Origin of the sequence: Paraburkholderia sp., assembly GCF_004298475.1 — a bacterium.
Lineage (GTDB): Bacteria > Pseudomonadota > Gammaproteobacteria > Burkholderiales > Burkholderiaceae > Paraburkholderia > Paraburkholderia denitrificans.
Genome location: NZ_SCRP01000022.1, coordinates 140,364 through 164,584, shown reverse-complemented (window position 1 = coordinate 164,584; position 24,221 = coordinate 140,364). Strand labels below are relative to the sequence as shown.

At 67.0% G+C, this 24,221-nt stretch carries 23 protein-coding genes; 7 read left to right on the top strand and 16 right to left on the bottom strand.

Translation table 11 applies throughout. The annotated features are described in order from the left end of the window. Nucleotides 1-15 precede the first annotated feature (15 nt). The 6 genes from EPN59_RS11975 to EPN59_RS11950 form a co-directional block, all read right to left on the bottom strand. Nucleotides 16-759, bottom strand: coding sequence for an SRPBCC domain-containing protein (locus tag EPN59_RS11975; protein WP_293039850.1), 744 nt, complete (start codon nt 757-759; stop codon nt 16-18). Nucleotides 760-796: 37 nt separating this feature from the next. After that, nucleotides 797-1,162, bottom strand: a complete 366-nt coding sequence (locus EPN59_RS11970; protein WP_293039847.1) for a DUF427 domain-containing protein — start codon at nt 1,160-1,162, stop codon at nt 797-799. Nucleotides 1,163-1,427: 265 nt separating this feature from the next. Then, nucleotides 1,428-1,928: a carboxypeptidase regulatory-like domain-containing protein gene (locus EPN59_RS11965; RefSeq protein WP_293039844.1), complete on the bottom strand. Its 501-nt coding sequence runs from the start codon at nt 1,926-1,928 to the stop codon at nt 1,428-1,430. Between the two features lie 204 nt (nt 1,929-2,132). Then, nucleotides 2,133-3,623: a DegQ family serine endoprotease gene (locus EPN59_RS11960; protein WP_293039841.1), complete on the bottom strand. Its 1,491-nt coding sequence runs from the start codon at nt 3,621-3,623 to the stop codon at nt 2,133-2,135. Between the two features lie 117 nt (nt 3,624-3,740). Beyond that, nucleotides 3,741-5,042: an ATP-binding protein gene (locus EPN59_RS11955; RefSeq protein ID WP_293039838.1), complete on the bottom strand. Its 1,302-nt coding sequence runs from the start codon at nt 5,040-5,042 to the stop codon at nt 3,741-3,743. A 7-nt stretch (nt 5,043-5,049) separates the two neighbouring features. Further along, nucleotides 5,050-5,712 (bottom strand): response regulator, encoded by a 663-nt coding sequence (locus EPN59_RS11950; protein ID WP_293039836.1) that lies wholly within the window; start codon nt 5,710-5,712, stop codon nt 5,050-5,052. Nucleotides 5,713-6,222: 510 nt separating this feature from the next. Between EPN59_RS11950 and dacB the strand changes: the two genes are divergently transcribed. Further along, nucleotides 6,223-7,821, top strand: coding sequence for a D-alanyl-D-alanine carboxypeptidase/D-alanyl-D-alanine-endopeptidase (dacB, locus tag EPN59_RS11945; protein WP_293039869.1), 1,599 nt, complete (start codon nt 6,223-6,225; stop codon nt 7,819-7,821). Nucleotides 7,822-8,002: 181 nt separating this feature from the next. On the opposite strand, the gene EPN59_RS11940 is transcribed toward dacB, so the two are convergent. From EPN59_RS11940 to EPN59_RS11900, 9 genes are all read right to left on the bottom strand, one after another. Then, complete coding sequence (locus EPN59_RS11940) at nt 8,003-8,263, bottom strand: type II toxin-antitoxin system RelE/ParE family toxin (RefSeq protein ID WP_293039833.1); 261 nt, start codon at nt 8,261-8,263, stop codon at nt 8,003-8,005. Then, nucleotides 8,226-8,552 carry a type II toxin-antitoxin system prevent-host-death family antitoxin gene (locus EPN59_RS11935; RefSeq protein WP_293039830.1) on the bottom strand — a complete coding sequence of 109 codons (327 nt, stop codon included), beginning with the start codon at nt 8,550-8,552 and terminating at the stop codon, nt 8,226-8,228. The genes EPN59_RS11940 and EPN59_RS11935 overlap by 38 nt, the downstream gene beginning before the upstream one ends. 343 nt (nt 8,553-8,895) lie before the next feature. Next, nucleotides 8,896-9,918, bottom strand: coding sequence for an L-threonylcarbamoyladenylate synthase (locus tag EPN59_RS11930; protein ID WP_293039827.1), 1,023 nt, complete (start codon nt 9,916-9,918; stop codon nt 8,896-8,898). Between the two features lie 14 nt (nt 9,919-9,932). Further along, complete coding sequence (locus EPN59_RS11925) at nt 9,933-11,168, bottom strand: 5-(carboxyamino)imidazole ribonucleotide synthase (RefSeq protein ID WP_293039825.1); 1,236 nt, start codon at nt 11,166-11,168, stop codon at nt 9,933-9,935. Between the two features lie 128 nt (nt 11,169-11,296). Further along, complete coding sequence (gene purE, locus EPN59_RS11920; protein WP_293039824.1) at nt 11,297-11,815, bottom strand: 5-(carboxyamino)imidazole ribonucleotide mutase; 519 nt, start codon at nt 11,813-11,815, stop codon at nt 11,297-11,299. Nucleotides 11,816-11,895: 80 nt separating this feature from the next. After that, the gene (locus tag EPN59_RS11915; protein WP_293039822.1) at nt 11,896-12,786 is read right to left on the bottom strand and encodes a phosphoribosylaminoimidazolesuccinocarboxamide synthase; all 891 of its coding nucleotides are present in this window, start codon (nt 12,784-12,786) and stop codon (nt 11,896-11,898) included. Nucleotides 12,787-13,004: 218 nt separating this feature from the next. Next, nucleotides 13,005-14,069, bottom strand: coding sequence for a class II fructose-bisphosphate aldolase (gene fba / locus EPN59_RS11910; protein ID WP_293039820.1), 1,065 nt, complete (start codon nt 14,067-14,069; stop codon nt 13,005-13,007). A 367-nt stretch (nt 14,070-14,436) separates the two neighbouring features. Further along, on the bottom strand, nt 14,437-15,873 hold the full coding sequence (gene pyk, locus EPN59_RS11905; protein ID WP_293039818.1) for a pyruvate kinase: 1,437 nt from the start codon (nt 15,871-15,873) through the stop codon (nt 14,437-14,439). A gap of 271 nt (nt 15,874-16,144) precedes the next feature. After that, nucleotides 16,145-17,344, bottom strand: coding sequence for a phosphoglycerate kinase (locus EPN59_RS11900; protein WP_293039816.1), 1,200 nt, complete (start codon nt 17,342-17,344; stop codon nt 16,145-16,147). Between the two features lie 588 nt (nt 17,345-17,932). Between EPN59_RS11900 and EPN59_RS11895 the strand changes: the two genes are divergently transcribed. The 5 genes from EPN59_RS11895 to EPN59_RS11875 all read left to right on the top strand — a co-directional run bounded on the left by EPN59_RS11895 (nt 17,933) and on the right by EPN59_RS11875 (nt 21,730). Beyond that, the gene (locus EPN59_RS11895; RefSeq protein ID WP_293039815.1) at nt 17,933-18,127 is read left to right on the top strand and encodes a zinc-finger domain-containing protein; all 195 of its coding nucleotides are present in this window, start codon (nt 17,933-17,935) and stop codon (nt 18,125-18,127) included. A gap of 288 nt (nt 18,128-18,415) precedes the next feature. Then, entirely contained in the window at nt 18,416-19,441 is a 1,026-nt protein-coding gene (waaF, locus tag EPN59_RS11890) for a lipopolysaccharide heptosyltransferase II (protein ID WP_293039813.1), read from the top strand. A 97-nt stretch (nt 19,442-19,538) separates the two neighbouring features. Further along, complete coding sequence (locus EPN59_RS11885) at nt 19,539-19,985, top strand: nuclear transport factor 2 family protein (protein WP_293039811.1); 447 nt, start codon at nt 19,539-19,541, stop codon at nt 19,983-19,985. Between the two features lie 55 nt (nt 19,986-20,040). Further along, nucleotides 20,041-21,117: an alpha/beta fold hydrolase gene (locus EPN59_RS11880; RefSeq protein WP_293039810.1), complete on the top strand. Its 1,077-nt coding sequence runs from the start codon at nt 20,041-20,043 to the stop codon at nt 21,115-21,117. Further along, complete coding sequence (locus EPN59_RS11875; protein WP_293039808.1) at nt 21,110-21,730, top strand: DUF2946 family protein; 621 nt, start codon at nt 21,110-21,112, stop codon at nt 21,728-21,730. The genes EPN59_RS11880 and EPN59_RS11875 overlap by 8 nt, the downstream gene beginning before the upstream one ends. 17 nt (nt 21,731-21,747) lie before the next feature. Here the strand turns inward: EPN59_RS11875 and EPN59_RS11870 are convergent, their stop codons facing one another. Further along, entirely contained in the window at nt 21,748-23,559 is a 1,812-nt protein-coding gene (locus EPN59_RS11870; protein ID WP_293039806.1) for a M48 family metalloprotease, read from the bottom strand. A gap of 161 nt (nt 23,560-23,720) precedes the next feature. Between EPN59_RS11870 and moaC the strand changes: the two genes are divergently transcribed. Then, nucleotides 23,721-24,221, top strand: a complete 501-nt coding sequence (gene moaC / locus EPN59_RS11865) for a cyclic pyranopterin monophosphate synthase MoaC (RefSeq protein WP_293039804.1) — start codon at nt 23,721-23,723, stop codon at nt 24,219-24,221.

The window sequence follows — 24,221 nt, the reverse complement described above, 5'->3', positions numbered from 1 at the left end:
CTTTTACGGCCGTCTTCAGCCGCCCGTGAAGCGCCGCGCCACGTAAAGCAGCAGCGCAACGAAGAAAATCAGCGCGGCCCACGCCCACGTCGGCATGGCGTGCGGCGCGCTCTCATGGTGCAGCGTGCTTGCCGCACGGCCGCTCAGCGTGCCGCCGTATTGCTGCGGGAGCAAACGCGCGCGCCGCGCAACGCCCGCAAGGCTGATCGGCCGCAGGAATACGTGCGTGCGGCGCGGCGCCTGCCCTGCCACGCGATTCGGCCCCGTGCCGTGCTTCGCTTCGACGACAGCGCAGAATTCGGTGAAAAAATCGTCGGCGACTTCGTGCAGCGCGTTTTCCAGCTGGCGCGCCGGCAACTCGGCCAGCGGGCCGGTGAGCGTCGCCCACACCGAATAGTCGATACGCGTGCTCGTGCCCTTGCAGATGCCCGCCGGGCCGCCCGGCTCATCGTCGGCGCGCAGCGCCACGTCGATCTGGCCGCGCAGCGAGCCGATGCCGTCGGCGCGCGCACGAAAGCTCAGTACGCGGCGCGGCGTGAGCGGCACCTGGGCGGCGTCGGCGGCAAGGTGAGCGCGCACTTCGTAACGCGCGCGCAACGGCCCGAGCGGCACGGTGAGCGTCAAGGCGTACTCGCCCGGCCCGAGACGCCGCAACGATTCGCAGTGCTCCATGCTCGCCCGCACGAGCGCGCTGTCCTGCAGCGCCGTCCAGACGACGGAGGGCGCAAGCGGAATGCGTAAGGCGTCGTTCAGTTCCATGGCGGCTCCCACGATAGCGCCCGGCAGATCGTTCCGGTCAGGATGTCTGATCGATCCGGTCTACGCGCGAAGCGTAAAACGCCACAAAGTTCTTGATGCCTTCGACGCCGGCAAGCGGCGCCTCGTAGCTCCACGCAACATCTTCGACACGCGTGTCCTCCGTGCGCAGATGGAAATACGACGCCTCGCCCTTGTACGGGCAACGCGTCGTATGCGTGGAACGTTCCAGTCGCGCCATGTTCACGTCGGCGCGCGGGAAATAGAACACATCCGGATAACCGGTTTCGGAGAGCGTCAGTGCCGAAAGCGTGTCGGCAATGGTGATGCCGCCGTGAATCACGCGCACGCGATGACGGTTGGCGACGATATCGATGCGATGTTCGGCGTCTGGATTGACCGCCATATCCGGCTCCCTGAATGGTCGCGGCAGTGCCCGCCTACGCTGTGCACGGCCTGAGGGCCTACGCCGCGCCTGCGTTCGTACGCGGCGCCCCGTTCTTGCTCTTGCTTTTGCTTTCGGCCCCGCTCCTCTTTTGGCCCTGAGCGGGCTGCGGCACGCGCCGCAACCCGCTCACGACTTCATTATCGGCGAAACTTCGCCGCCTTGTATGAACTTCGATGCCGGGCGTGCGGGCCCGCACGCCCCGCCTGGCGGGGCTGCCGGGTATTCACCAGGTGAACGAGGCACGCGCGGTGCCGCTCGAACCGACCGTAACCGCGCTCGTTTTCGCGACGCCAGCGTAGCTCGCGTGGACCGAATACCGGCCCGGCGGCACCTTCACGAGCATGTACGGCCCGAGCGACGTGGTATCGAGCACGTTCGTGCCGTGTGCGTCCGCGATCTTCACATGGATGTCGGCAAGATAGTTGCCGCCGGTGCCGGTGAAGCGCAGTGACAGCGGCCAGCGGTGGGCAGCCTGCCGCAGCGCCATCGACTCGTCCTCGCCGACGCCGCCCGACACGTACGAGACCGCGCCCTGTTGCTGGATTTGCGGCATGCCGGTGCCGTTGGCGTTGCCCGCGCTCGTGTTGTCGGTGGACGAGCCGCCGACCGTGCCGCCCGTACTGTTTTGCTGCGCCGCCGCCGTGCCCGCGATGCCGAGCGCGACGGCCGCCAGCAGCGCCGAAGCCGCCGAAGCGATTTGGCGCGAATTCCGGAACGTCTTCATCGTGCCACTCCTTACACATCCACTACGACGAAACAATGAGCAATTCGCGTGCCTGGCGTGCGAAGCGAACGGACGCCGCATACGACACTGCCGCCGGTCCAGAGGCCAGCGGCGGCAGTGAATAACGGCAGCAAGTGAGTGGCCCGGCGCGCGGCCGGCCCCAAGCGGACCCTAAAGGACCTTACGGCGCAGGATCAGCCGGAATCAGCCAAGATCGACCGGCACGAAGATCTGCGCATTGTCGCGCTGGATCAGCAGCGCAATGCTCTTGCCCGCGTGCGTGATCATGTCCTTGAGCTGCTCGGCGCTCGTCACCGGGCGGCCGTTCACGGCGAGGATCACGTCGCCCGGCTGGATGCCCGCGTTCTCGGCCGCGCCGCCCGCCTGTTCGACGACCACGCCGTGATCGACCGACGCGTTGCTCTTCTCGTCCGGCGTGAGCGAGCGCACCGCAACGCCGAGCCGGCCCTGCATCTGCGCGCCGTGCGTATCGGCCGAGGCAACCTTCGTATCGGTGAGCGCACCGATCGTCGCGCTCACGGTCTTCGTCGACTTGTCGCGCCACAACTGAATGTCGGCCTTCGTGCCCGGCTTCATCGAGGCGATCAGCGCCGGCAGATCCGTGGAATCGTCCACGCGCTGGCCGTTCACCGAAAGGATCACGTCGCCGGGCTTCAGACCCGCCTTCGCCGCAGGACCGCCCGCGTCGACCGAACTCACGAGCGCGCCGTGCGGCTTGTCCATGCCGAACGAATCGGCGAGCGTCTGGTTCACCGACTGCACCGCCACGCCAAGGCGGCCGCGGCTCACGTGGCCCGTCTTGACGAGGTCGTCCTTGACCTTCATGGCCTCATCGATCGGAATGGCGAACGACAGGCCCTGGAAGCCGCCCGTCTGCGAGTAGATCATCGAGTTGATGCCGATCACTTCGCCCTGCAGATTGAACAGCGGCCCGCCCGAGTTGCCGGGATTCACCGGCACGTCGGTCTGGATGAACGGCGTGTAGTTCTCCTCCGGCAGCGAGCGCGACTTCGCGCTGATGATGCCCGAGGTCACGGTGTTGTCGAAGCCGTACGGCGAGCCGATTGCCACGACCCACTGGCCGACCTTGCTCTGGTGCGGATCGCCGATCTTCACGGTCGGCAGGCTCTTCGCGTCGATCTTCAGCACCGCGACGTCCGACTGTTTGTCCGCGCCGACGACCTTCGCCTTGAACTCGCGCTTGTCGGTCAGCTTCACGGTCACGACGTTCGCGCCGTCGACCACGTGCGCGTTCGTGAGGATGTAGCCGTCCGGGCTGATGATGAAGCCCGAGCCGAGGCTCGCGCTCGGCGTGTCGGACTCGCCGCCGCCGTCGCCCGCGCCCGGATGGTTGCCGTAGAAATGCTTGAAGAACTGGTAGAACGGATCGCTCGGATCGATCGGCAGCTGCTGCACGCGGCCATGCATCGAGGTCTCTTTGACCATGTGCTTGGCGCTGATGTTGACGACGGCGGGCCCGAAGGTTTCGACGAGACCGGAGAAATCGGGCACGCCGGTTTTGGCGGCGGCTTCCGCGGGCATCATCGCGGCGGCCTGGGCCGGCGAAACGAGGTTCGGGGTCGGAACGTCATGGCGTCCGGCTACATAGCCCGCCGACAACGCGGCGGCTACGGCAATCGCCACGGCACTGCGAGTTAAGACTTTTGCGTTCATTGCGGACTCCTTGAAGCGGGGACGTGTTGTGCTTGTAATGACGGAACAAAGACTACGTGGCGTCACTTAAAGGAGTCTTAATCCGGCGACCCCCACGCAAAAAGTGCGCCGCAGGGCTCAGAAACGCACGTCGACCTGAAGACCGCCCGCTGGCGAATCGCCGAGCGTGATCGTCGCGTTGTGCTGATCCGCGATGCGGCGCACGATCGCGAGCCCGAGGCCGGTGCCGGAGACGTCCGTGCGCGCCCGCGAAGCGCCCGCGCCGACGCGGTAGAAACGGTCGAACACGCGCGCGCGTTCGGCGACCGGAATGCCCGGCCCGCTGTCGGCGATGCGCACGAGCGGATGGCCGCCGTCGAGGCGCAGCGCCACGTCGACGCGCCCGCCTTCCGGCGTGTATTTCGTGGCGTTGTCGAGCAGGTTGTTGAGCATCACGCGCAGCGCGTCGGCGTCGCCGTGCACGGTTGCATCGGTGCTGTGCTCGATGCCGAGATCGACGCCGCGCTGCTGCGCAACGGTCGCGCGCGACGCCACGCAATCTTCGAGCAGCACGCGCAGATCGACGTCTTGCGCGCACACATGGCCGTCCGGTTCGGAGCGCGCGAGCGCGAGTAACTGTTCGGCAAGCCGCGTCGCGCGCGTCACGCCCGCCTGCAGATCGTCGAGCGCTTCGCGGCGCGCCTCGTCGTCCTTTGCGCGCGCAACCAGTTGCGCCTGGATCTGCACCGCGGCGAGCGGCGTGCGCAGTTCGTGCGCGGCATCGGCGACGAAGGCCTTTTGCGTGTCGCGCGCCTGCGCGAGACGGTTGAGCAGCGCGTTCAGCGCGCGCACGAGCGGCGTGACTTCGCGCGGCAGCCGTTGCTCGGGCAGCGGATCGAGCGCTTCGGGATGGCGCGTATCGAGCGCATTCGTGACGCGCGCGAGCGGCTTGAGCCCGCGGCCCACCACGAGCCAGACGGCAAGCCCCAGAAACGGCAGCAGCACGATCAGCGGCCACAGCGTGCGCAGCGCGACGTTCGCCGCGAGACGGTTGCGCACGGAAACCGGTTGCGCGAGCTGCACGAAGTTGTCGCCGACGATCGCGCCATACACGCGCCAGTCGCCGCGATCGGTGCGCTCGGTCGAGAAGCCGAGTTCGGTGCGCGGCGCGAGCGGCACGCGCGGATGCGAGTAGTACATCAGCACGCCGTTGCGGTTCCAGATCTGCAGCACGATGCCCTCGTTGCCGGTGTCGCGCGAACTGAGAATCTCGCTGAACGGCTCGGAGGGCAATGCGTCGGCAATTTCCTGCAGCTGGTAGTCGAACAGTTCGTTGGCTTCGGCCAGCGCCTGGCGATAGATCAGCCAGCCCGCCAGCACGACACCGGCGACGACGATCGCGAGCAGCCAGAAAAGCAGTTGTTTCCGGATAGAACTCATCGGCGCGTCACGCTTCCTTCGCGATCATGTAACCGAGCCCGCGCACGTTGCGGATCAGGTCGGCGCCGAGCTTCTTGCGCAGAGCGTGGATATAGACTTCGACCGTGTTGCTGCCGATCTCCTCGCCCCATCCGTACATCTTCTCCTCAAGCTGGTTCTTCGAGAGCACCGCGCCCGGGCGGGCGAGCAGCGCTTCGAGCAGCGCGAATTCGCGCGCCGAAAGCGCGACCGGCGCGCCGTCCTGGGTCACCTGGTGCGACGCCGGATCGAGCGTGATCGCGCCGTAGCGGATCACCGAATCGCTGCGGCCCGACTGGCGGCGGATCAGCGCGCGCATGCGCGCGCCGAGTTCGTCGAGATCGAAGGGCTTGATGAGATAGTCGTCGGCGCCGGCGTCGAGGCCCTTCACGCGGTCGGCCACCGCATCGCGCGCCGTGAGGATCAGCACCGGGAGCGCGAGGCCGCGCGCGCGCAGCGTGCGCAGCACGTCGAGCCCGTCCTTCCTCGGCAGGCCCAGATCGAGCAGCAGCAGATCGTAAGACTCGCCGGTCACGGCGGTGATGGCGGCATCGCCGTCCTCGACCCAGTCGACCGCGAAGCCGTCGCCGCGCAGCGCTTTGCGCACGCCCTCGGCGATCATGCGGTCATCTTCGACAAGCAGTATTCGCATCGTAATGAATTGGCAAGGAGGCGCTGCGTGACGGTGGCGCGGGCGCCGGATTGGAGCAGATGGTGCATTCTAGCGCCCCCGGCCCCCGCTCCACCGTCACTCCACCATCGCGCCGCCGTCGCGCCGGTCGGCTTTCGCGCACGCACCGGGGTTTTTGTCGCAGCACGATGCGCGCGCGCCGCGCGGGGTCTTTACAATTGTCGCTTTTGCGGCGCGCGGCGCTGCGGTGCAATACGGTGCAATACGGTGCAATACGGTGCAATGTGCCCGGCTTGCACGATGCGCATCGCGTCACGCGGTACGCCGCAACCCGGATTCGCGCATGCGCGCGGCGTGGCGACAGCAACCGATCGTACCTTTCGCCCGCCGCGCGCCCCTTGCACCGCCCGTATTCATCTGACGCTCCACATGCTCCCTGCTTCGCTGTCCCGCCTTCGCACCCTGTTGCGTCCCGTGTTGCACCCCGTGTTGCGCCCCGCGTTGCATCCCGTCACGCCGCGCGCCGCGCGCATGGCCGGCGCGCCGTCCGCTACACGCGCCGCCACGCCTGCGCGCGCGGTGTTCGCCCTGCGCCTTGCCTGCGCCGCACTGGCCGCGGCGAGCCTCGGCATGCCCGCCGCGCAGGCGCAGCCGGAAGGCGCGCGCCGGCCTTCGGTCAACGTGAGCACCGTGCTGCCGCCCTCCGTGATGACGGGCCTCGAGCGCGCGCACGTGCCGCTCTCGGCGGTGAGCGTGGTGATCGAAAAAATCGGCGACCGCCAGCCGAGCGTGGCCGTCAACGCGGGCCAGCCGATGATGCCCGCCTCGACGATGAAGATCGTCACGACGTGGACCGGCCTCGCGATGCTCGGCGCCGACTACCGCTGGCACACGAGCGCGTTTACCGATGGCGAGGTCGACGCGAGCGGCACGCTGCACGGCAATCTCTACATCAAGGGCACGGGAGACCCGAAACTCGTCCCCGAAGAACTGATCGATCTCGCGCAGAAGATCCGCGCTGCGGGCATCGCGCATATCGACGGCGCACTCGTGCTCGACAAGAGCGAGTTCGACGCTTCGACGCGCGACCTGCCACCGTTCGACGACGACGCCGAGGCCCCGTACAACGTCGGCCCCGATCCGCTGATGTACGCGTTCAAGTCGGTATCGTTCACGTACTCGCCGTCGCCCGATGGCGTCTCGATCAGCATCGTGCCGCCGGTCGCGCAATGGCAGATCGACAACCACATCCGCGAGCACGGCGGCAAATGCGTCGGCATGATGCCGTCGCCGCAGATCGCACCGGGTGCGAACGGCACCGTGACCGCCAGCTTCGACGGCAGCTACGCCGCGCGCTGCGGCGAGCGCACGCTCAACATGGCCGCGCCCGTCAATCACACCACGTTCTTCACCGACGGCTTCCTCGCGCTGTGGCAGCAGGCAGGCGGCACCTTCAGCGGCACGGTGCGCGAAGGCGTCGTTCCGTCGGGCGCGCACCTCATCGCCGTCCATCAGAGCCCGCCGCTCGCCGACGTGGTGCACGACATCAACAAATTCAGCAACAACGTGATGGCGCGCAACCTGTTTCTCACGCTCGGCGCCGTCGAGGGCAAGGCGCCCGCGACCCCGGCGAAAGCTGCCGCCGCCGTCACTGCGTTCCTGCGCAAGAGCGGCGTCTACGCGCCCGAGCTCGCGCTCGAAAACGGCTGCGGCCTCTCGCGCGACGAGCACATCAGCGCGCTTTCGCTCGCGTCGCTGCTGCAGGCCGCGAACGCGAGCCCCGTCGCGCAGCCGTTCGTCGATTCGCTGCCGATCGCGGGCGTCGACGGGACCATGCGCCGCCGCCTCACCAATACCCCGGTGGACGGCAACGCGCACATCAAGACCGGCACGCTGCGCGACGTGCGCGCGATTGCGGGCTACGTCGCGGCACAGACGGGCGAAACGTGGATCGTCGTGAGCCTCATCAACGACCCGCACGCGGCAGGCGCGCGCGAAGCGCACGATGCGCTGCTCGAATGGGTCTACAAGGGCATGCCCGAAGAAGCGCCGATGTACGTGCAGCGCCATCCGAAGCGGGCGGCGAAGCATGTCGTCCGCAAGAAAGCGCAGCGCCGCGGCGCGCATTGAAGCGGCCTCGTTCGGCACGCGTCGCCTGAAAAAAAACGGTTCGCGAGAACCGTTCAGATGGCTGACAAACGCCTGGTTTTGACTGGGGGTTCGTCAGCCATCTGCGCCTAAAAAAACAAACCCCATGTTCCGAAAAACATGGGGTTCGCCAGCAATCCGGGCGCGCCGAAGCGCCCCGCCTTTACGACATCCGTTCCCAGATTCTGTACACCTCGTCGCCGTTACGCTTACCGACCACAAGCACATCAACGGTTTCGCCCTCGATGGCATAAATGACGCGGTATTCGCCTGCGTCCACACGCCGCTCGCCTCGGGCCGCCCCCTTCATCGGCTGACTATCGTGGGGTTCCGGGTTATGCAGAAGGCCGAGGATTGCGGAAACGACTTGTCGATACTGCCTGGCATCAAGGCTTTGGCAGGCTTTTTGCGCCTGCTTCGTCATCTTTAGATTCATTTCCTGAGTTCCTGGCATCACGCAGGAACGCCGCGACCTCGTCGTCGCTCGCATAACCTTCCTTGCGGGCGGCCTCGGCCTGGATAAGCCACAACCTATCCTCAAGCTCCTGGACACGATTGCGCAGGTTATCGAAGTCGCGCCTCGATACCACGTATGCCGTGAGCCTGTCGTGCCGCGTGATGCCGACAGGATGGCCCAGCGCCTCGTCCAGGACCTCGCCGAAACGGGTCTTGGCGTCCCTCGCGGTGAAAGTTACGAGGGTGCTACTCATCATATTTACCCCACCCCATTTATTTCGAGCAGCACGCTCTCGAAAGCGCTGCCCGAGGGCTCACCACTGTTGAGCGGCCAATAAAAACTCTCGACTCCCGTGCAGTGGACACGACATAGCGGCTATTTTGGCTCACATTAATCCAATTGGTCAATATGGTTCAAAATGATCACTTTAGCCACTGTCATGACACCGCATCGTCAAACCTTGGCGGCTCGCCAGAATGCAAAAACCCCACGCTCAGAAAAACGTGGGGTTCGTCAGCAGACTGAACGGTTCGCGAGAACCGTTTTTCGCATGCGTATGTACGGCTGATGTCCGGCTATCGAGCCCGTTTTTTCTGCGCTTATTCCCGCGCTTCGAACGCCGCCGCCGCCCTTCCGAGCCGGTCGTTCACGGCGATCCAGTCGAGCGTCTCGGGCAGTTTTTCGATCAGGATGCGCGTGACGTTCGCACGATCGAGCGCCCGCAGCAAGCCATAGAGTTCGCGTGCATACACCTGCGGATCTTCCGGCGCGGCGACGAAGTGCACGCCCGGTGCGCTCGCCCATGCGCGCGCGCGCGATGCGCGGGCCACGAGCGCCACGGTCTCGCCGTTCTCGCGCGCCGCGCACAGCAGCGGCTCCAAAGCCTCGAACGGCAGCAGCGCGAGCGGCGTGCTCGGTGCGTAGTGCGCCTTCAGCGTCCCTGAGGCACGCGGCGCCGTGGCATCCGATCCGTCGGGCAGACGCGGCGCCTCGCCGAGCACCCGCGCGATATCGTGCGGCGTGATGTGGCCCGGGCGCAGCAGCGCCGGAAAACCGCGCGAGAGATCGAGAATCGTCGATTCGATGCCCACGTCGCTCGCCCCGCCGTCGAGCACATGCACGGCCGCGCCGAACTCGTCGCGCACGTGCTGCGCGGTGGTCGGACTCACATGGCCGAAACGGTTTGCCGAAGGCGCCGCGACGCCGCCATGGCCGCCGCGACGCGCCGAAAACGCGGCAAGCAGCTTCTGTGCGACCGGATGCGACGGACAGCGCAAACCGACCGAATCCTGACCGCCGCTCACGGCATCGGGGATGCGCGGGTGGCGCTTGACGATCAGCGTGAGCGGGCCGGGCCAGAACGCGGCGACGAGCTTGCGCGCCGATTCCGGCCATTCGGCGGCCCAATACTCAGGATCGGCGCCTGGCGGCAGATGCACGATGACCGGATGGTTCGCGGGCCGTCCTTTGGCCGCGTAGATGCGCGCGACGGCTTCGGGGTTCGCCGCGTCGCCGCCGAGGCCGTAGACGGTTTCGGTCGGGAACGCGACAAGTTCGCCCGCGTCGAGCAGCGCGGCGGCGTGCTCGATTTCGGCATCGGTGGGATACGGCTGACCGGTCATGACGTCGTGCAACCTCAGCTCGTGGCGATATGCAGCAGTCGCGCGCAGTCGCGCGCAGCCACGCGCGCTTCGTCGAGCGTCGGCGCCGTGAAGTTCACATGGCCCATCTTGCGGCCCGGACGCGCCTCTTCCTTGCCGTACAGATGCAGGCGCGCGGCCGGCATGGCCGCCACCTGGTCCCACGGCGGCGTGACGGGCACGGCGCCTTTCTGCGCGCGCACGCCGCCTGCACTGCCCGGACCGCTTCCACCGGCGGCGAACCACACATCGCCGAGGATGTTCAGCATCACGGCCGGCGAGTGCTGACGCGTGTCGCCGAGCGGCATGCCCGTCATCGCGCGCACCTGCTGCTCGAACTGGCTCGTGGCGCACGCATCGACCGTGTAGTGACCCGAGTTGTGCGGGCGCGGCGCCATTTCGTTGGCGACGATCGAGCCGTCTTCGAGGATAAAGAACTCCACGCACAGCACGCCCACGTAGCCGAGCTTCTCCGCAATCTGCAGCGCCGCCTGCTGCGCCTGCTCGACGAGCGCGGCGCTCGCGTCGGGCGCGGGCACGATCGTGTGCGACAGCACGCCGTGGCGGTGCGTGTTCTGCGCGAGCGGATAGACGGCGCTCGCGCCGCTCGCGCCGCGCGCGATCAGCGCCGAGACCTCGAACTTCAGCGGCAGACGCTTTTCCAGCACGCACGGCACGCCGCCGAGCGCGGCATGCGCCTCGCGCACGTCCTCGGCGTTGCCCACGCGCACCTGGCCCTTGCCGTCGTAGCCGAGCCGCGCCGTCTTCAGAATGCCCGGCAGCACGGCGGCGAGCGCGGCGTCGTCGATGGCGGCGAGCGCCTGCGACGACTCGATCACCACGTGCGGCGCGACCGGCACGCCCGCAGCGGCAATGAAGCGCTTTTCGGCGATGCGGTCCTGCGCGACGGCCACGCAGCTTCCGGAGGGGCTCACGAAAGTCGATTTGGCGAGCGCGTCGAGGCTCGCGGCGGGCACGTTCTCGAACTCGGTCGAGATGGCGGCGCACAGGCGCGAAAGTTCGGTCAGCGCGGCATCGTCCTCGTAGGCGGCGCGCAGATGGCGGTCGGCGACCATGCCGGCCGGGCTCGCCGGATCCGGATCGAGCACGGCGACGCGGTAGCCCATCGCCTGGGCGGCAAAGCAGAACATGCGGCCGAGCTGGCCGCCACCCACCATGCCAAGCCAGGCGCCGGGCAGGATCGGTGAAACCGGAGTGTTGTCAGGGGTCATCTCAGTGGTCGGTCGCGGCTGGCGCGGCGCTGCAGACGGCGCACGGGCCAGGCCGGGTTGAACGTCGAGGTCGAACGTCGAGGTCGAATATCAAAGCGAGGCGCGTTGCCGTGCCCCGGCGGGGGCGCTCACAGCGTCGGCAACACCATTGCGTGTGCAGCTTCGTTCTGGCGCACCCGGAAAGCCGCGAGCTTGTTCGCGAATTCCGTGTCCGTCACGCTCAGGATCGACACGGCGAAGAGCGCCGCGTTGGCCGCGCCCGCCTCGCCGATGGCGAAGGTCGCGACCGGCACGCCCTTGGGCATCTGCACGATCGAATGGAGCGAATCGACGCCCTTCAGATACCGGCTCGCCACCGGCACGCCGAGCACCGGCACGGTGGTCTTCGCAGCCAGCATGCCCGGCAGATGCGCCGCGCCGCCCGCGCCCGCGATGATCGCGCGCAGGCCGCGTTCGCGCGCCTTTTCGGCGTACTCGAACATTTCGTCGGGCATGCGGTGCGCCGAGACGACTTTCGCCTCGTAGGCGACGCCGAACTCCTGCAGGATCGCCACCGCCTGCTTCATCGTTTCCCAGTCCGAGCTGGAGCCCATCAGTACGCCGACGAGCGGCGCCGCATGCTGGTGAGCCGTCTGTACTTCGCTCATTTGCTTCCTTTCCCCGGGATGCGCGCCGTCACGCGCATCCATCGACGTTAATCCACGTAATTCACGTTCGGCGAGACGCCTCAGGCCAGCGTCTGGCCGGTGAGGCGCTCGAGCGCCTCCTGATACTTCGCGGACGTCTTCGCGATCACCTCGCCCGGCAGCTTCGGCGCGGGCGGCTCCTTCTTCCAGTCCTGGGTTTCGAGCCAGTCGCGCACGAACTGCTTGTCGAACGACGGCGGGTTCGAGCCCACCTGATACTGGTCGGCGGGCCAGAAGCGCGACGAGTCGGCGGTGAGCGCCTCGTCCATCAGATACAGCTTGCCGTGATTGTCGAGACCGAATTCGAACTTCGTGTCGGCGATGATGATGCCGCGCGTCGCCGCGTAGTCGGCCGCTTCCCTGTACAGCTTGATCGCCGTTTCCTTGATGGTGCGCGACAGCTCGGTGCCGATGCGGCGCTCCATCTCTTCGTACGTGATGTTCTCGTCGTGGTGGCCCATTTCGGCCTTCGCCGCGGGCGTGAAGATCGGCTCGGGCAGCTTCTGCGCGTTCTGCAGGCCCGGCGGCAGCTGCACGCCGCACACGGCGCCCGTGGCCTGGTAATCCTTCCAGCCGCTGCCCGCCAGATAGCCGCGCACCACCGCCTCGACGAGGATCGGCTCAAGGCGCTTCACGACGACCGCGCGGCCGCGCACCTGCTCGACTTCATCGGGCGCGACGACGGTTTCGGGATCGACGCCGGTAAGGTGGTTCGGCACGACATGTTCGAGCTTGCCGAACCAGAAGTTCGCCATCTGGTTCAGCACCTGGCCCTTGCGCGGAATCGGCTCGCCCATGATGACGTCGAACGCCGACAAACGGTCGGTCGTGACGATCAGCAGCTTGTCGGTGCCCACGGCATAGTTGTCGCGGACCTTGCCGCGGCCGAGGAGCGGCAGCGAGCGGAGCGTGGATTCGTAGAGGGTAGACATCGTCGTGATTCGCTATTTTTAACGTGGCGGGGCCGGCTCGAAACCGGACCGAAAGGGTAAACCGGGTAAACCAAAAGGGTAAATCAAAAAGCCAGTCGCCGTTCCCCAGACTGGCGGATACGGCGACGATCCTGCTGCATGTCGCTGGCGCAGAATGTTGCACAGAACCTCGCGCGCCCGGCCCGCCGCACGGCGGGAGATGGCGGGCGCGCGGCGCATCAGCGAACGATCTGTGCGAGTTCGCCCGACTTGTACTTCTCGGCGATCTTGTCGAGCGACACCGGCTTGATCTTGCCGGCCTGGCCTTCGCAGCCGAACGCCAGATAACGGTCCACGCAGACCTTCTTCGCGGCTTCGCGGGCCGGCTTCAGGTAGTCGCGCGGGTCGAACTTCGACGGGTTCTCGAACATGTAGCGACGAATCGCGCCCGTGATCGCGAGCCGCAGGTCCGTGTCGATATTGACCTTGCGCACGCCGTGACGGATGCCTTCCTGGATTTCCTCGACCGGCACGCCGTAGGTTTCCTTCATGTCGCCGCCGAATTCGCGGATTTCCGCGAGCAGCTCCTGCGGCACCGACGACGAACCGTGCATCACGAGGTGCGTGTTCGGAATGCGGGCGTGGATTTCCTTGATGCGCTGGATCGACAGGATGTCGCCCGTGGGCTTCTTCGAGAACTTGTACGCGCCGTGCGAGGTGCCGATCGCAATCGCCAGTGCATCGCACTGCGTGAGCTTCACGAAGTCGGCGGCCTGCTCCGGATCGGTCAGGAGCTGCTCGCGCGTCATCGTGCCTTCGGCGCCGTGACCGTCTTCCTTGTCGCCCTTCATCGTTTCCAGCGAACCGAGCACGCCCAGTTCAGCCTCGACCGTGACGCCGATCGAGTGCGCCATGTCGACCACGCGGCGCGACACGTCGACGTTGTATTCGTACGATGCGACCGTCTTGCCGTCGGCTTCCAGCGAGCCGTCCATCATGACGCTGCTGAAACCGCTGCGGATCGCGCCCATGCAAACGGCCGGCGACTGGCCGTGGTCCTGGTGCATGACCACGGGAATATGCGGGTACGACTCGATGGCGGCTTCGATCAGATGGCGCAGGAACGGCTCGCCCGCATATTTGCGCGCACCCGCCGACGCCTGCATGATCACCGGCGCGCCGACCTGGTCGGCTGCGGCCATGATGGCCTGAACCTGCTCCAGGTTGTTGACGTTGAACGCGGGCAGGCCATAGCCGTGCTCTGCTGCGTGGTCGAGCAGTTGACGCATTGATACGAGAGGCATTGTGCTACTCCTTTGATTTAAAACGAATTTCTACGTCACGCCAGCCATCTTGCATGGCCGGTCGAAGGCGGCCTGGCAGCCGCCGCCCGCATGCTCGCCGCGGGCGCAATGGCGTGATTTTATCGCGAAGCCAGCCCGCTCCCGGGGCAATCGCGTCAGCCGCATGAAAATGCCATGTCAGGGCGTCCTGACGGCTGGCTGGCAGCGGACTGATATCGGGATGGCGTCGCGCTGGCAATTAAGCTGACCTGCGGACTGAAAAGCGGACTCACAAGCGAACTGACAAGCAGGCTGAAAAGCGGGCAGTCCGCGCGGCCTCTCGTACGCGCGGACTGCAGCCGGTTTCATCTGCGAACCGGGTCGAACCTTACAGCACGTCACCCACACGGACGATCTTCAGCGTGTTGGTGCCGCCTGGCTGCCCCATCGGCTCGCCGACGGTCAGCACCACCACGTCGCCGCGCGACGCATAGCCCTTGCTCACCACCACTTCGACGGCCTGCTGGAGCGCGGTGTCGCGATCCGTGCTGGTGTCGAGGTGCAGCGGCGTGACGTTGCGGTAAAGGGTCATCGCGCGCTCGCTTCCGGTGCGCGGCGTGAGCGCGAAGATCGGCACATGGGTCCAGTGACGCGACATCCACAGTGCCGTCGAGCCCGAATCCGTGAGGGCGACGATCGCCTTCGCGCCGAGATGGAACGCCGTGAAGAGCGCGCCCATGGCGATCGACTGGTCGATGCGCGTGAAGGTGCGGTCGAGGAAATCCCTGTCGAGTTCGGGCTGCTCGGACTTCTCGGCTTCGAGACAGATCGCGGCCATCGCCTCGACCGTCTGCACCGGGTACTTGCCCGCCGCCGACTCGGCCGAGAGCATCACGGCGTCGGTGCCGTCGAGGACCGCGTTCGCGACGTCCGACACTTCCGCGCGCGTCGGCACGGGCGCGTAGATCATCGACTCCATCATCTGCGTGGCGGTGATGACGAGCTTGTTCGAATCGCGCGCCATACGGATCATGCGCTTTTGCAGGGCGGGCACGGCGGCGTTGCCGACTTCGACCGCGAGGTCGCCGCGCGCGACCATGATGCCGTCCGACGAATCGAGGATCTCCTGCAGCACGGGAATCGCCTCGGCGCGCTCGATCTTCGCGATCATCCTCGGCTTGATGCCGTACGGCGCGCCCGCGATGTTCGCGAGCTGGCGCGCCATTTCCATGTCGGTTGAATTCTTCGGGAACGACACGGCGATGTAGTCCGCGCCGAGCGACATCGCCGTGCGGATGTCCTCCATGTCCTTCGCGGTCAGCGCGGGCGCGGTGAGGCCGCCGCCCTGGCGGTTGATGCCCTTGTTGTTCGACAGGTCGCCGCCGATGCGCACGGTCGTATGGATCTCGCTGCCGATCACGCGGACGACGTCGAGCACGATCAGGCCGTCGTTGAGCAGCAGCACGTCGCCCGACTTCAGGTCGCGCGGCAGATCCTTGTAGTCGAGACCGACGCGTTCTTCGTTGCCGAGTTCGCACTCGGCGTCGAGGATGAACGGCATGCCGGGTTCGAGCGCGACCTTGCCGTTCTCGAATTTGCCGACACGAATCTTCGGGCCTTGCAGGTCGGCCATGATCGCAATCTCGCGACCTGCCTTGCGGGCGCATTCCCGCACGCTGTCCGCACGCTGGCGGTGATCGTCCGCCGTGCCGTGCGAGAAGTTGAGGCGCACCACGTCGAGTCCCGCGCGAATCATCTGCAGCAGGACGTCCGGCGTACTGGAAGCCGGACCGATGGTTGCAACAATCTTGGTGGCGCGATGCATGAGTCTCCTCGTCTGGAAAAGATCGCTGGAAGAAACGTTGCTGCGAGAAGAACCGACCGGCTCACCCGCACCCGCGGTGTGGCCGAAACGCGCGCCGATGAAATACAGCGTCGCTTTGTGCGAGCACGCGATGTGCGCGGCGGCCGCTTCGGCCACGCGCGCTTCGCGCCTCGGGGCGGCGTGTTCGCCGCGGTATGCATGCGCGCATTTTGCGCGCCGCGTCCGCGGCTGCCGCCGGGACGCGCCAAGTCACTTATCAGTCACTGACTGATTACGAAGCTGCCCGGGTTTCGAGCACTTCGACAGCCGGCAGCTTCTTGCCCTCGAGGAATTCGAGGAACGCGCCGCCGCCGGTCGAGATGTAGCTGACCTTGTCGTGGATGCCGTACTTCGCGATGGCCGCAAGCGTGTCGCCGCCGCCCGCGATCGAGAACGCCGACGACTTCGCGATAGCCTGCGCGAGCGTCTTCGTGCCTTCGCCGAACTGGTCGAATTCGAACACGCCCACCGGGCCGTTCCACACGATCGTGCCAGCCTGTTCGAGCTGCGAGGCGAGCGCCTTGGCGGTCTGCGGGCCGATGTCGAGGATCAGGTCGTCGTCGGCGACGTCGGCCACGGCCTTGATTTCAGCCTTCGCGTCCGCCGCGAACGCCTTCGCGGTCACGACGTCGCTCGGAATCGGCACCGAAGCGCCACGCGCGCGCGCCGCGTCGATGATGACCTTCGCTTCGGCGACGAGGTCGGCTTCCGCGAGCGACTTGCCGATCTTCAGGCCGGCCGCGAGCATGAACGTGTTGGCGATGCCGCCGCCGACGATCAGCTGATCCACTTTTTCCGCGAGCGACTTGAGGATGGTGAGCTTGGTCGAGACCTTCGAGCCCGCAACGATCGCCACGAGCGGGCGCTTCGGCGCGCCGAGCGCCTTGCCGAGCGCGTCGAGTTCGGCGGCGAGCAGCGGGCCCGCGCACGCGATGGGCGCGTACTTCGCGATGCCGTTCGTGGTGGCTTCGGCGCGGTGCGCGGTGCCGAACGCGTCGTTCACGTAGACGTCGCAGAGCTTCGCCATCTTCTGCGAAAGCTCGTCGGAGTTCTTCTTTTCGCCCTTGTTGACGCGGCAGTTCTCGAGCAGGACGACGTTGCCCGGCGCGACGTTCACGCCGTTCTCGACCCAGTTCGCGACGAGCGGCACATCGCGGCCGAGCAGGTCGGACAGACGCTTCGCGACCGGCGCGAGCGAGTCTTCCGGCTTGAATTCGCCTTCGGTCGGACGGCCGAGGTGCGACGTGACCATGACGGCCGCGCCCGCGGCGAGCGCGGCCTGGATGGCCGGCACGGAAGCGCGGATGCGGGTGTCTTCGGTGATGTTGCCCTGGTCGTCCTGCGGCACGTTGAGATCGGCGCGGATGAACACCCGCTTGCCGTTGAGCTTGCCTTCGGAGATCAGATCGGAGAGACGCAGAACCTTGTTCATGGACTTGACTGTGCGTGATGGTGGGAAGGCGGTGGCAACGCGATGCCCGGGCTGGGGCGGACCTGGCGCGGCGTGCACGGCGCGGGAGCCGGATCTGGTGTGTTCCCGGGTCGCTGCTCGTGGCCTTGCCTGATATCCGGCGAACGCGACGAAAACCGGCATCGAATTGCGAGACCGGTATTTTAGCCGATCGCCGGAGCGATCCGAGACGCCCCTCGGCGAATCTCCTGAGCGGGCCCGGTCACCTGTCCCGCCGCAGGCGCCCGCATCTGGGCGCTTGCCGTGGCGAACGGTCATTTTGGCACGTTTTCGTCCGGTTTTTTTCGCGATGCCCGATGATGCTTTTTCCCGGGCGCGTTGCACGTCCTCGCATTTGGCACCTCGCTTTGGCACCTGTTTTCGGCGCCTTTCAAACACCTTCGAATGCGCTGGCCGGCTGGCGTGCCGAGGCGCGACATAAAGCGTCCTCAGGCACCCGCGAGGGCCCGTGTGTGCGCCAAATGGCGCTAGAATGCACGTTTGCCCGCTGCGGACGCCGAAGCTGCCGCCGCGCTACGGTCCACAACGAGCGTTACGAGAATTGTCCTCATGAGCGAAATCAAGGAAATGCCGCTGGTCGAACTGTCGGCCAAGGATCTGCCCGCGTACTGCCCGAATCCGTCGATGCCGCGCTGGAGCAACCATCCGCGCGTCTTCCTCGACGTGACCCACGGCGAAGCGCGCTGCCCCTACTGCAGCACGCGCTACAAGCTGCGCGACGGCGAGGTCGTGCACGGCCACTGAGCGCCGCGCCGCCGCGCGTACGTGATGTGGCGCGATGTGGCATGGCGGCGGGATGCGCGGCATTCGCCTGCGCAGCCGCCCGTTGTACCGTCCGTCGCCGCCCACGTTCGCGCGCCCCGCAGTTCCCGGGTGGATTCCCGGGCGTGCCCTTGTTTCGCTGTGCATCGCCCGCCGGCATGAGGCTGCGGGCGGCCCGACGGCGCGTCTTGCGGCGCGTCCGCCCTGCTAACCGCTTCCGCACGCCCGATGCGCGCGGAAGCTTTTTCACTTTCCGGACCCTGATACCCGATGCGCCGCGCGCTGGTAATCGCCCCTAACTGGATCGGTGACGCACTGATGGCGCAGCCGCTCCTTTCGCGGCTCGTGAAACTGCATCCGCGCATCGTGATCGATGCACTCGCGCCCACGTGGGTCGCGCCCGTGCTCGAGCGCATGCCTGAAATCCGCGACGTCTACGCCACCGACCTCGCGCACGGCAAGCTGCAACTGCTGCGCCGCTGGCAACTGGCGGGCGATTTGCGCGACGTGGGCTACGACGCCGTCTACGTGCTGCCGAACTCGCTGAAGTCCGCGATGATTCCATGGCTCGCGCACATTCCGCTGCGCATCGGCTATACGGGCGAGAGCCGCTACGGCCTCTTGAACGTGCGCCATGCGAATCCGCCGAAGGACGAACGTCCGCCGATGGTCAAACACTACGCGGCGCTCGCGTGGGCGCCCGGTGCGACGGTCCCCGACGACCTGCCGATGCCGCGTCTCGAGTCGGATCCGAACGAGGCGTCGCGCGTGTCGGCGCGCTTCAACCTCGATACGCGCGTGCCGCTCCTCGTGTTCTGCCCCGGCGCCGAGTACGGCCCGGCCAAGCGCTGGCCGCCCGAGCATTTCGCGGCGCTCGCGCAGATGGTGGGCCAGTCGTTCCCGTACACGCAGATCGTCGCGCTCGGTTCGCCGAAGGATGCGCCGCTCGCGCAGGCCATCGCCGAGCGCGCATCGAACGTGCGCAACCTGTGTGGACAGACCGCACTCGGCGAAGCGTGTGCGCTGATCTCGCGCGCAAACGCTGTCGTCACCAACGACTCGGGCTTGATGCACGTGGCCGCCGCGCTGCGGCGGCCGCTGGTGGCGCTGTACGGCTCGACGGATCCGCGCCACACGCCGCCCTTGTCCGATCTCGCAAAGGTACAATGGCTGCATCTCGATTGCAGCCCGTGTTTCCAGCGCGAATGTCCGCTCGGACATCTGAATTGCCTGCGCGAACTGAGCCCGGAACAGGTGTTCGGCGATCTTCGCGGCATGCTGCTCGGCCAGCGCTAGTCGCGCTGCGTCTGTAGCGGCACCAGCACGCCGGCTGCTGCAGACGCACCGAGTATCGATTCGCAACCCGCGCCCCGGCGCACAAGATCATCGAGCCATGCCACGTTTTGCCCACCACTTTGAAGCCGCCGCGGACACGCTCAACGCCTGGTATCAGGCCGTCGCGGAAGTGAATCTCGACAGCTTGATCGGCCTGTGGATCGATGAGGAATTCGTGAGCTGCATCTGTCCGGACGGCACCCATCTGTACGGCCTGCCGAACATCCGCGCAGGGCTCGCCGCGCAGTTCGAGGCAGCGCCCGTGTCGATCGAGCCGCTCGATATCCGCGTCTACGACAGCCTCGGCACCGTCGTCTACGCCATTGTGGAAGCGCATCGGCCGGTCGATCCGAAAGCCGTACCCGCGATGGTTTTCACGACCTACGTAATGGTCCACGAGCGCGGCGAATGGCGCATTGCCCACATCCACTCGAGCCGCATGCCCGACGAAGCGGCCAGCCAGTTCTCCGCGAAGCTGCGCCGCAGCCTGGGCGCGCTGCACTAGGGCCTGTTCACATGAATTCATGTGAACAGGCCCTAACGTCACCGGCAGCGCAGTCATGAGCACGACCGGAGACAAATCCCACAGCACCGGAGCGCCGACTGCGAATGCAGCGCACGCGCATCCGCGTCCGTATCCACCTCCGGCAGCGCTGACCGGCGCCTATCGCGCGCCGCTCTGGCTGCCGGGCGCGCACGCGCAGACCATCGTGCCTGCGCTCATGTCGAATCTCCCCACGCCCGTCTACCGCCGCGAGCGCTGGGACACGCCCGATGGCGACTTCATCGAACTCGACTGGGTCGTGCCCGCCGCAGGGCAGCCGCTTCCCGCGCCCGGCGCACCGCTCTTCGTGCTCCTGCACGGGCTCGAAGGCAATTCCGGCTCGCACTACGCACGCACGATGGCCGCCGCCGCAGCCGCGCGCGGCTGGCATGCCGTGATCCCGCACTTTCGCAGCTGCAGCGGCCCGCTGAATTTGCTCCCGCGTTTCTATCATCTCGCCGACGCCAACGAGGTCGACTGGATGCTGCATCGCTTCGCCGCGCGTCATCGCGGGCCGCTCGTGGCCGCAGGCGTCTCGCTCGGCGCGAACGTGCTGCTGCACTGGCTCGCGCAGCAACGCGAGGATGCGTCGATCATCGAGGCAGCCGCGGCGGTTTCCGCGCCGCTCGACGTCCATGCGGGCGGCGAAATGCTCTCGCACGGCTTCGGCCTGATCTATACGCGCAGCTTCCTCAAAACGCTGAAGGCGAAGGCGCTCCAGAAGCTCGAACAATATCCGGGGCTTTTCGACGCGGACGCCGTGCTCGCGAGCCGCACGCTGTTCAAGTTCGACGACGTCGTGACCGCGCCGCTGCACGGCTTTCGCAACGCCGACGACTACTGGACCCGCGCGACGGTTCTCCCGAAGCTCAGCGAAATCGCCGTGCCGACGCTCGTGCTCAACGCGCGCAACGATCCGTTCCTGCCCGGCCGCGCACTGCCCTCGCCCGGCGAGGTGAGCGCGGCGGTCGAACTGGAGCAGCCCGAGCACGGCGGCCACGTCGGCTTCATGACGGGTCCGTTTCCGGGCCGCTCCGACTGGCTCGCCGAGCGCGTAACCGGCTATCTTTCACACTTTGTTTCCCATGGATGAGATCGTCAGACAGGCACTCGCGCGCTGGCCCGACGTGCCGCACTGCACCGGCTGGCTGATGCTCGATGCGCGCGGCCACTGGCGCATGCGCGACGAGGCCGATCAGGCGGCGGGCACGCACGGCACGCCGATCCGGCACGAGACGCTGATCGGCTTCATCAACCGCAATTACGCGTGCGATGAACACGGCCAGTGGTATTTCCAGAACGGGCCGCAGCGCGTCTACGTCGAGCTGGAATACACGCCGTCGATCATGCGGCTCGCGTGCGATGCGGCTGGTGCGCTCACGCTCACCGACCAGACCGGCCAGCCGTTCGCGCCGTCAGCCGTCTACGTGGACGAAGCGGGCAGCGTGCTCTTCGCATCGCCCGCCGAGGCGGCTGAAGCTGGCGCGAACGCGTGCGTGGCCCTGCTCCACGATCACGATCTCGATGTGTTCGCCGACCACGCATCGCTGGCCGACGACGGTTTAAGCGGCACCTTCGCGTGGCGCGCCGACGCCGTGCTGCCGCTTCAGCCGATCCAGCGCGCGCAAGTGCCCGCGCGCTTTGGCTTCGTTTCGAGCCCGGCGCGCGAAGCCGCCAACGTGCAGGGACAGCGCAGCATCACCTGAGCGCCTGAGCGCCCTGCTCAGCTCCCCTCTTTCTCGTCGTCGCGCTCTTCCTTGTAGCGCGCCTCGAACTCGTGCAAGCGCGCCGTGATGATCGACAGGTCGTAGAAGCCGACCGATCGCATGTCGCGCGCCTCCTTCAACTGCCGGATCGCCGACGCCCATCCGCCGTCGAGCGCGAACTTTTCCGCCAGCGCACGCCGCTGCGTCAGCAGATCGCCCAGGCCCGCGCTCGCCTGCGCGAGGTAGAGCCACCACGCAGCCTGCTTCGGCTCCGCCACGGTCTGCGCCTGCGCAAGCATCTGCGCCTCCTTGAAGCGGCGCGCGCCGAGCAGCGCCTCCAGCAAGACTTCCGTTGCAGCATGCGACGCGGGCCATGCGGCGTGTGCAGTCCGCGCGCGCTGCACCGCTTCATCGTTGCGCCCCGCGCGCCGGGCGATGTCCGCAGCGAGCACGTCGAGACTCGGCGAGCTGCGCGTCCTGCTGCCGTCTGCCGCTTCAAACGCGCCGAACGCCGCACGCGATTTCGCCAGCGACGCTGCAGCGTCGTCGTACTGTTCAAGCAATGCCTGTCCGAACGCGATGCCGTACCAGTTCGCGGCCACGTTCAACGCCGTACGGTCTTCGATTTCCGAGCGCAGCCGTGCAACCTCGTCGATCCGGTCGCCGCGCATGCGACTCTGCAAGACACGCACGCGCGCGCGCACGAAGCCATACTCGGGGGCCTGGCGCGGCTGGCGATAGGCCGAGCGTCGCGCGCGGTCCTCCATATCGGCGATGCGCTCCGTGGTGAGCGGGTGCGTGCGCGCGTAGGCAGGCACGCCCGTGTCGTCCATCGACGCGCGATCGAGCCGCTCGAAAAACGCCACCATGCCGTACGGATCGTAGCCCGCGCCCGCGAGCAACTGGAAACCGACGCGGTCCGCCTCGTGTTCGGCGGCGCGCGAGAAGCTCAACTGGCGGTCGACGGCATAGGCCCCGCTGCCGAGTACGATCGCGCTGCCCAGGTCGCCGCTGCGCGCGAGCACGCCCGCGAGAATGCCGGCCAGCATGCCCGCGAGCGCCGTGTAACCGGTGCGCTCGTTCTGCGAGAGCATGCGCGCGATATGCCGCTGGAGCACGTGGCCCATCTCGTGGCCGAGCACGGAGGCGAGTTCCGATTCGGTCTGCGTGGCGATGATCAGTCCGCTGTTCACGCCGATAAAACCGCCCGGCAGCGAGAACGCATTGATCTGGCTGTCGCGGAGGGCGAAGAGATCGAAGTCGGGTCGATAGCCGCCGATGTACAGCGCACTCGCCGCCGCCGCGAGCCGCGCGGCAACCGAGTTGAGATAGTCGCGCACGAGCCAGTCGCCGATGTAATCGGGGCGGCTGCGGATCTCGCGCATGACGCGCAGGCCGACCTTGCGCTCGGCCTGCGGCGAGAGCGCGCCGTCCGAGCCGTCGCCGAGGGCGGGCAGTTGCGGCACCCAGGCGCCTGCGCGCACACTGGCGTTGCCGCGCGCGCCCGACTGGCCGGACAAGCGGTCTTGCGCGCCGCCGTAGGTGCCGAACACACCCTGAGCGATGGACGCGGGAATCATCGGATCGGCGCGCTCGTCGAGCGGGCCGCTTACGAGCGCGGGCACATCCGGCGCGAGCGAATCCGTGCTCGCGGGCGCCGCGCCCGGACCGCGGACGTTAGCCGCGCCCCGGATGGCGGCGGCCGCATTCGTATCGAGCGTGACCGCGCTGGCGGCGAGCGCGAGCGAGGCGTGCGTCTGCGCATACGCCTGCGGACAGACCGCAACCGATACGGACAACCAGGCAGCAAGCAGTCGTTTCAGACGCATTGATGACAGGATCGGAGAAAGGCGGGACTGCGGGGTAGCGGCTGACGCCGCTTCGTCGCCTGCCGATTGTACGCGCGGCCTGCATGCGCCACGGCAACACCGTGCGGACAGCGCCAGCGCACGGCGCTGTTATGATAGGCGCCCTCGATGGAGAGCCAAGCATGCCCGAACTCACTCATTTCGACGCAGCCGGCGACGCCCATATGGTCGACGTCGGCGGCAAATCCGAGACCCGGCGCATCGCCGTCGCGCGCGGCACGATCCGCATGCTGCCCGCAACGTTCGCGCTGGTCCGCGACGGTCAGGCGAAAAAAGGCGACGTGATTGGCGTCGCACGCATCGCCGCCATCCAGGGCGCCAAGCGCACGTCCGATCTGATTCCGCTGTGTCACCCGCTCGCGATCACGCGCGTCGCCGTGGATTTCGCGCTCGACGAAACGCTGCCCGGCGTGCATTGCACGGCGCAGGTGGAGACCGTGGGGCGCACCGGCGTCGAGATGGAAGCGCTTACCGCCGTGCAGGTCGGGCTGCTGACCGTTTACGACATGTGCAAGGCAGTGGACCGCGGCATGACGATCACCGATGTGAAAGTCATGGAGAAGCATGGTGGGAAGTCGGGGGATTGGGTCGTTTCGGACAGTCCGCACTCGCTGTCGAGGTAA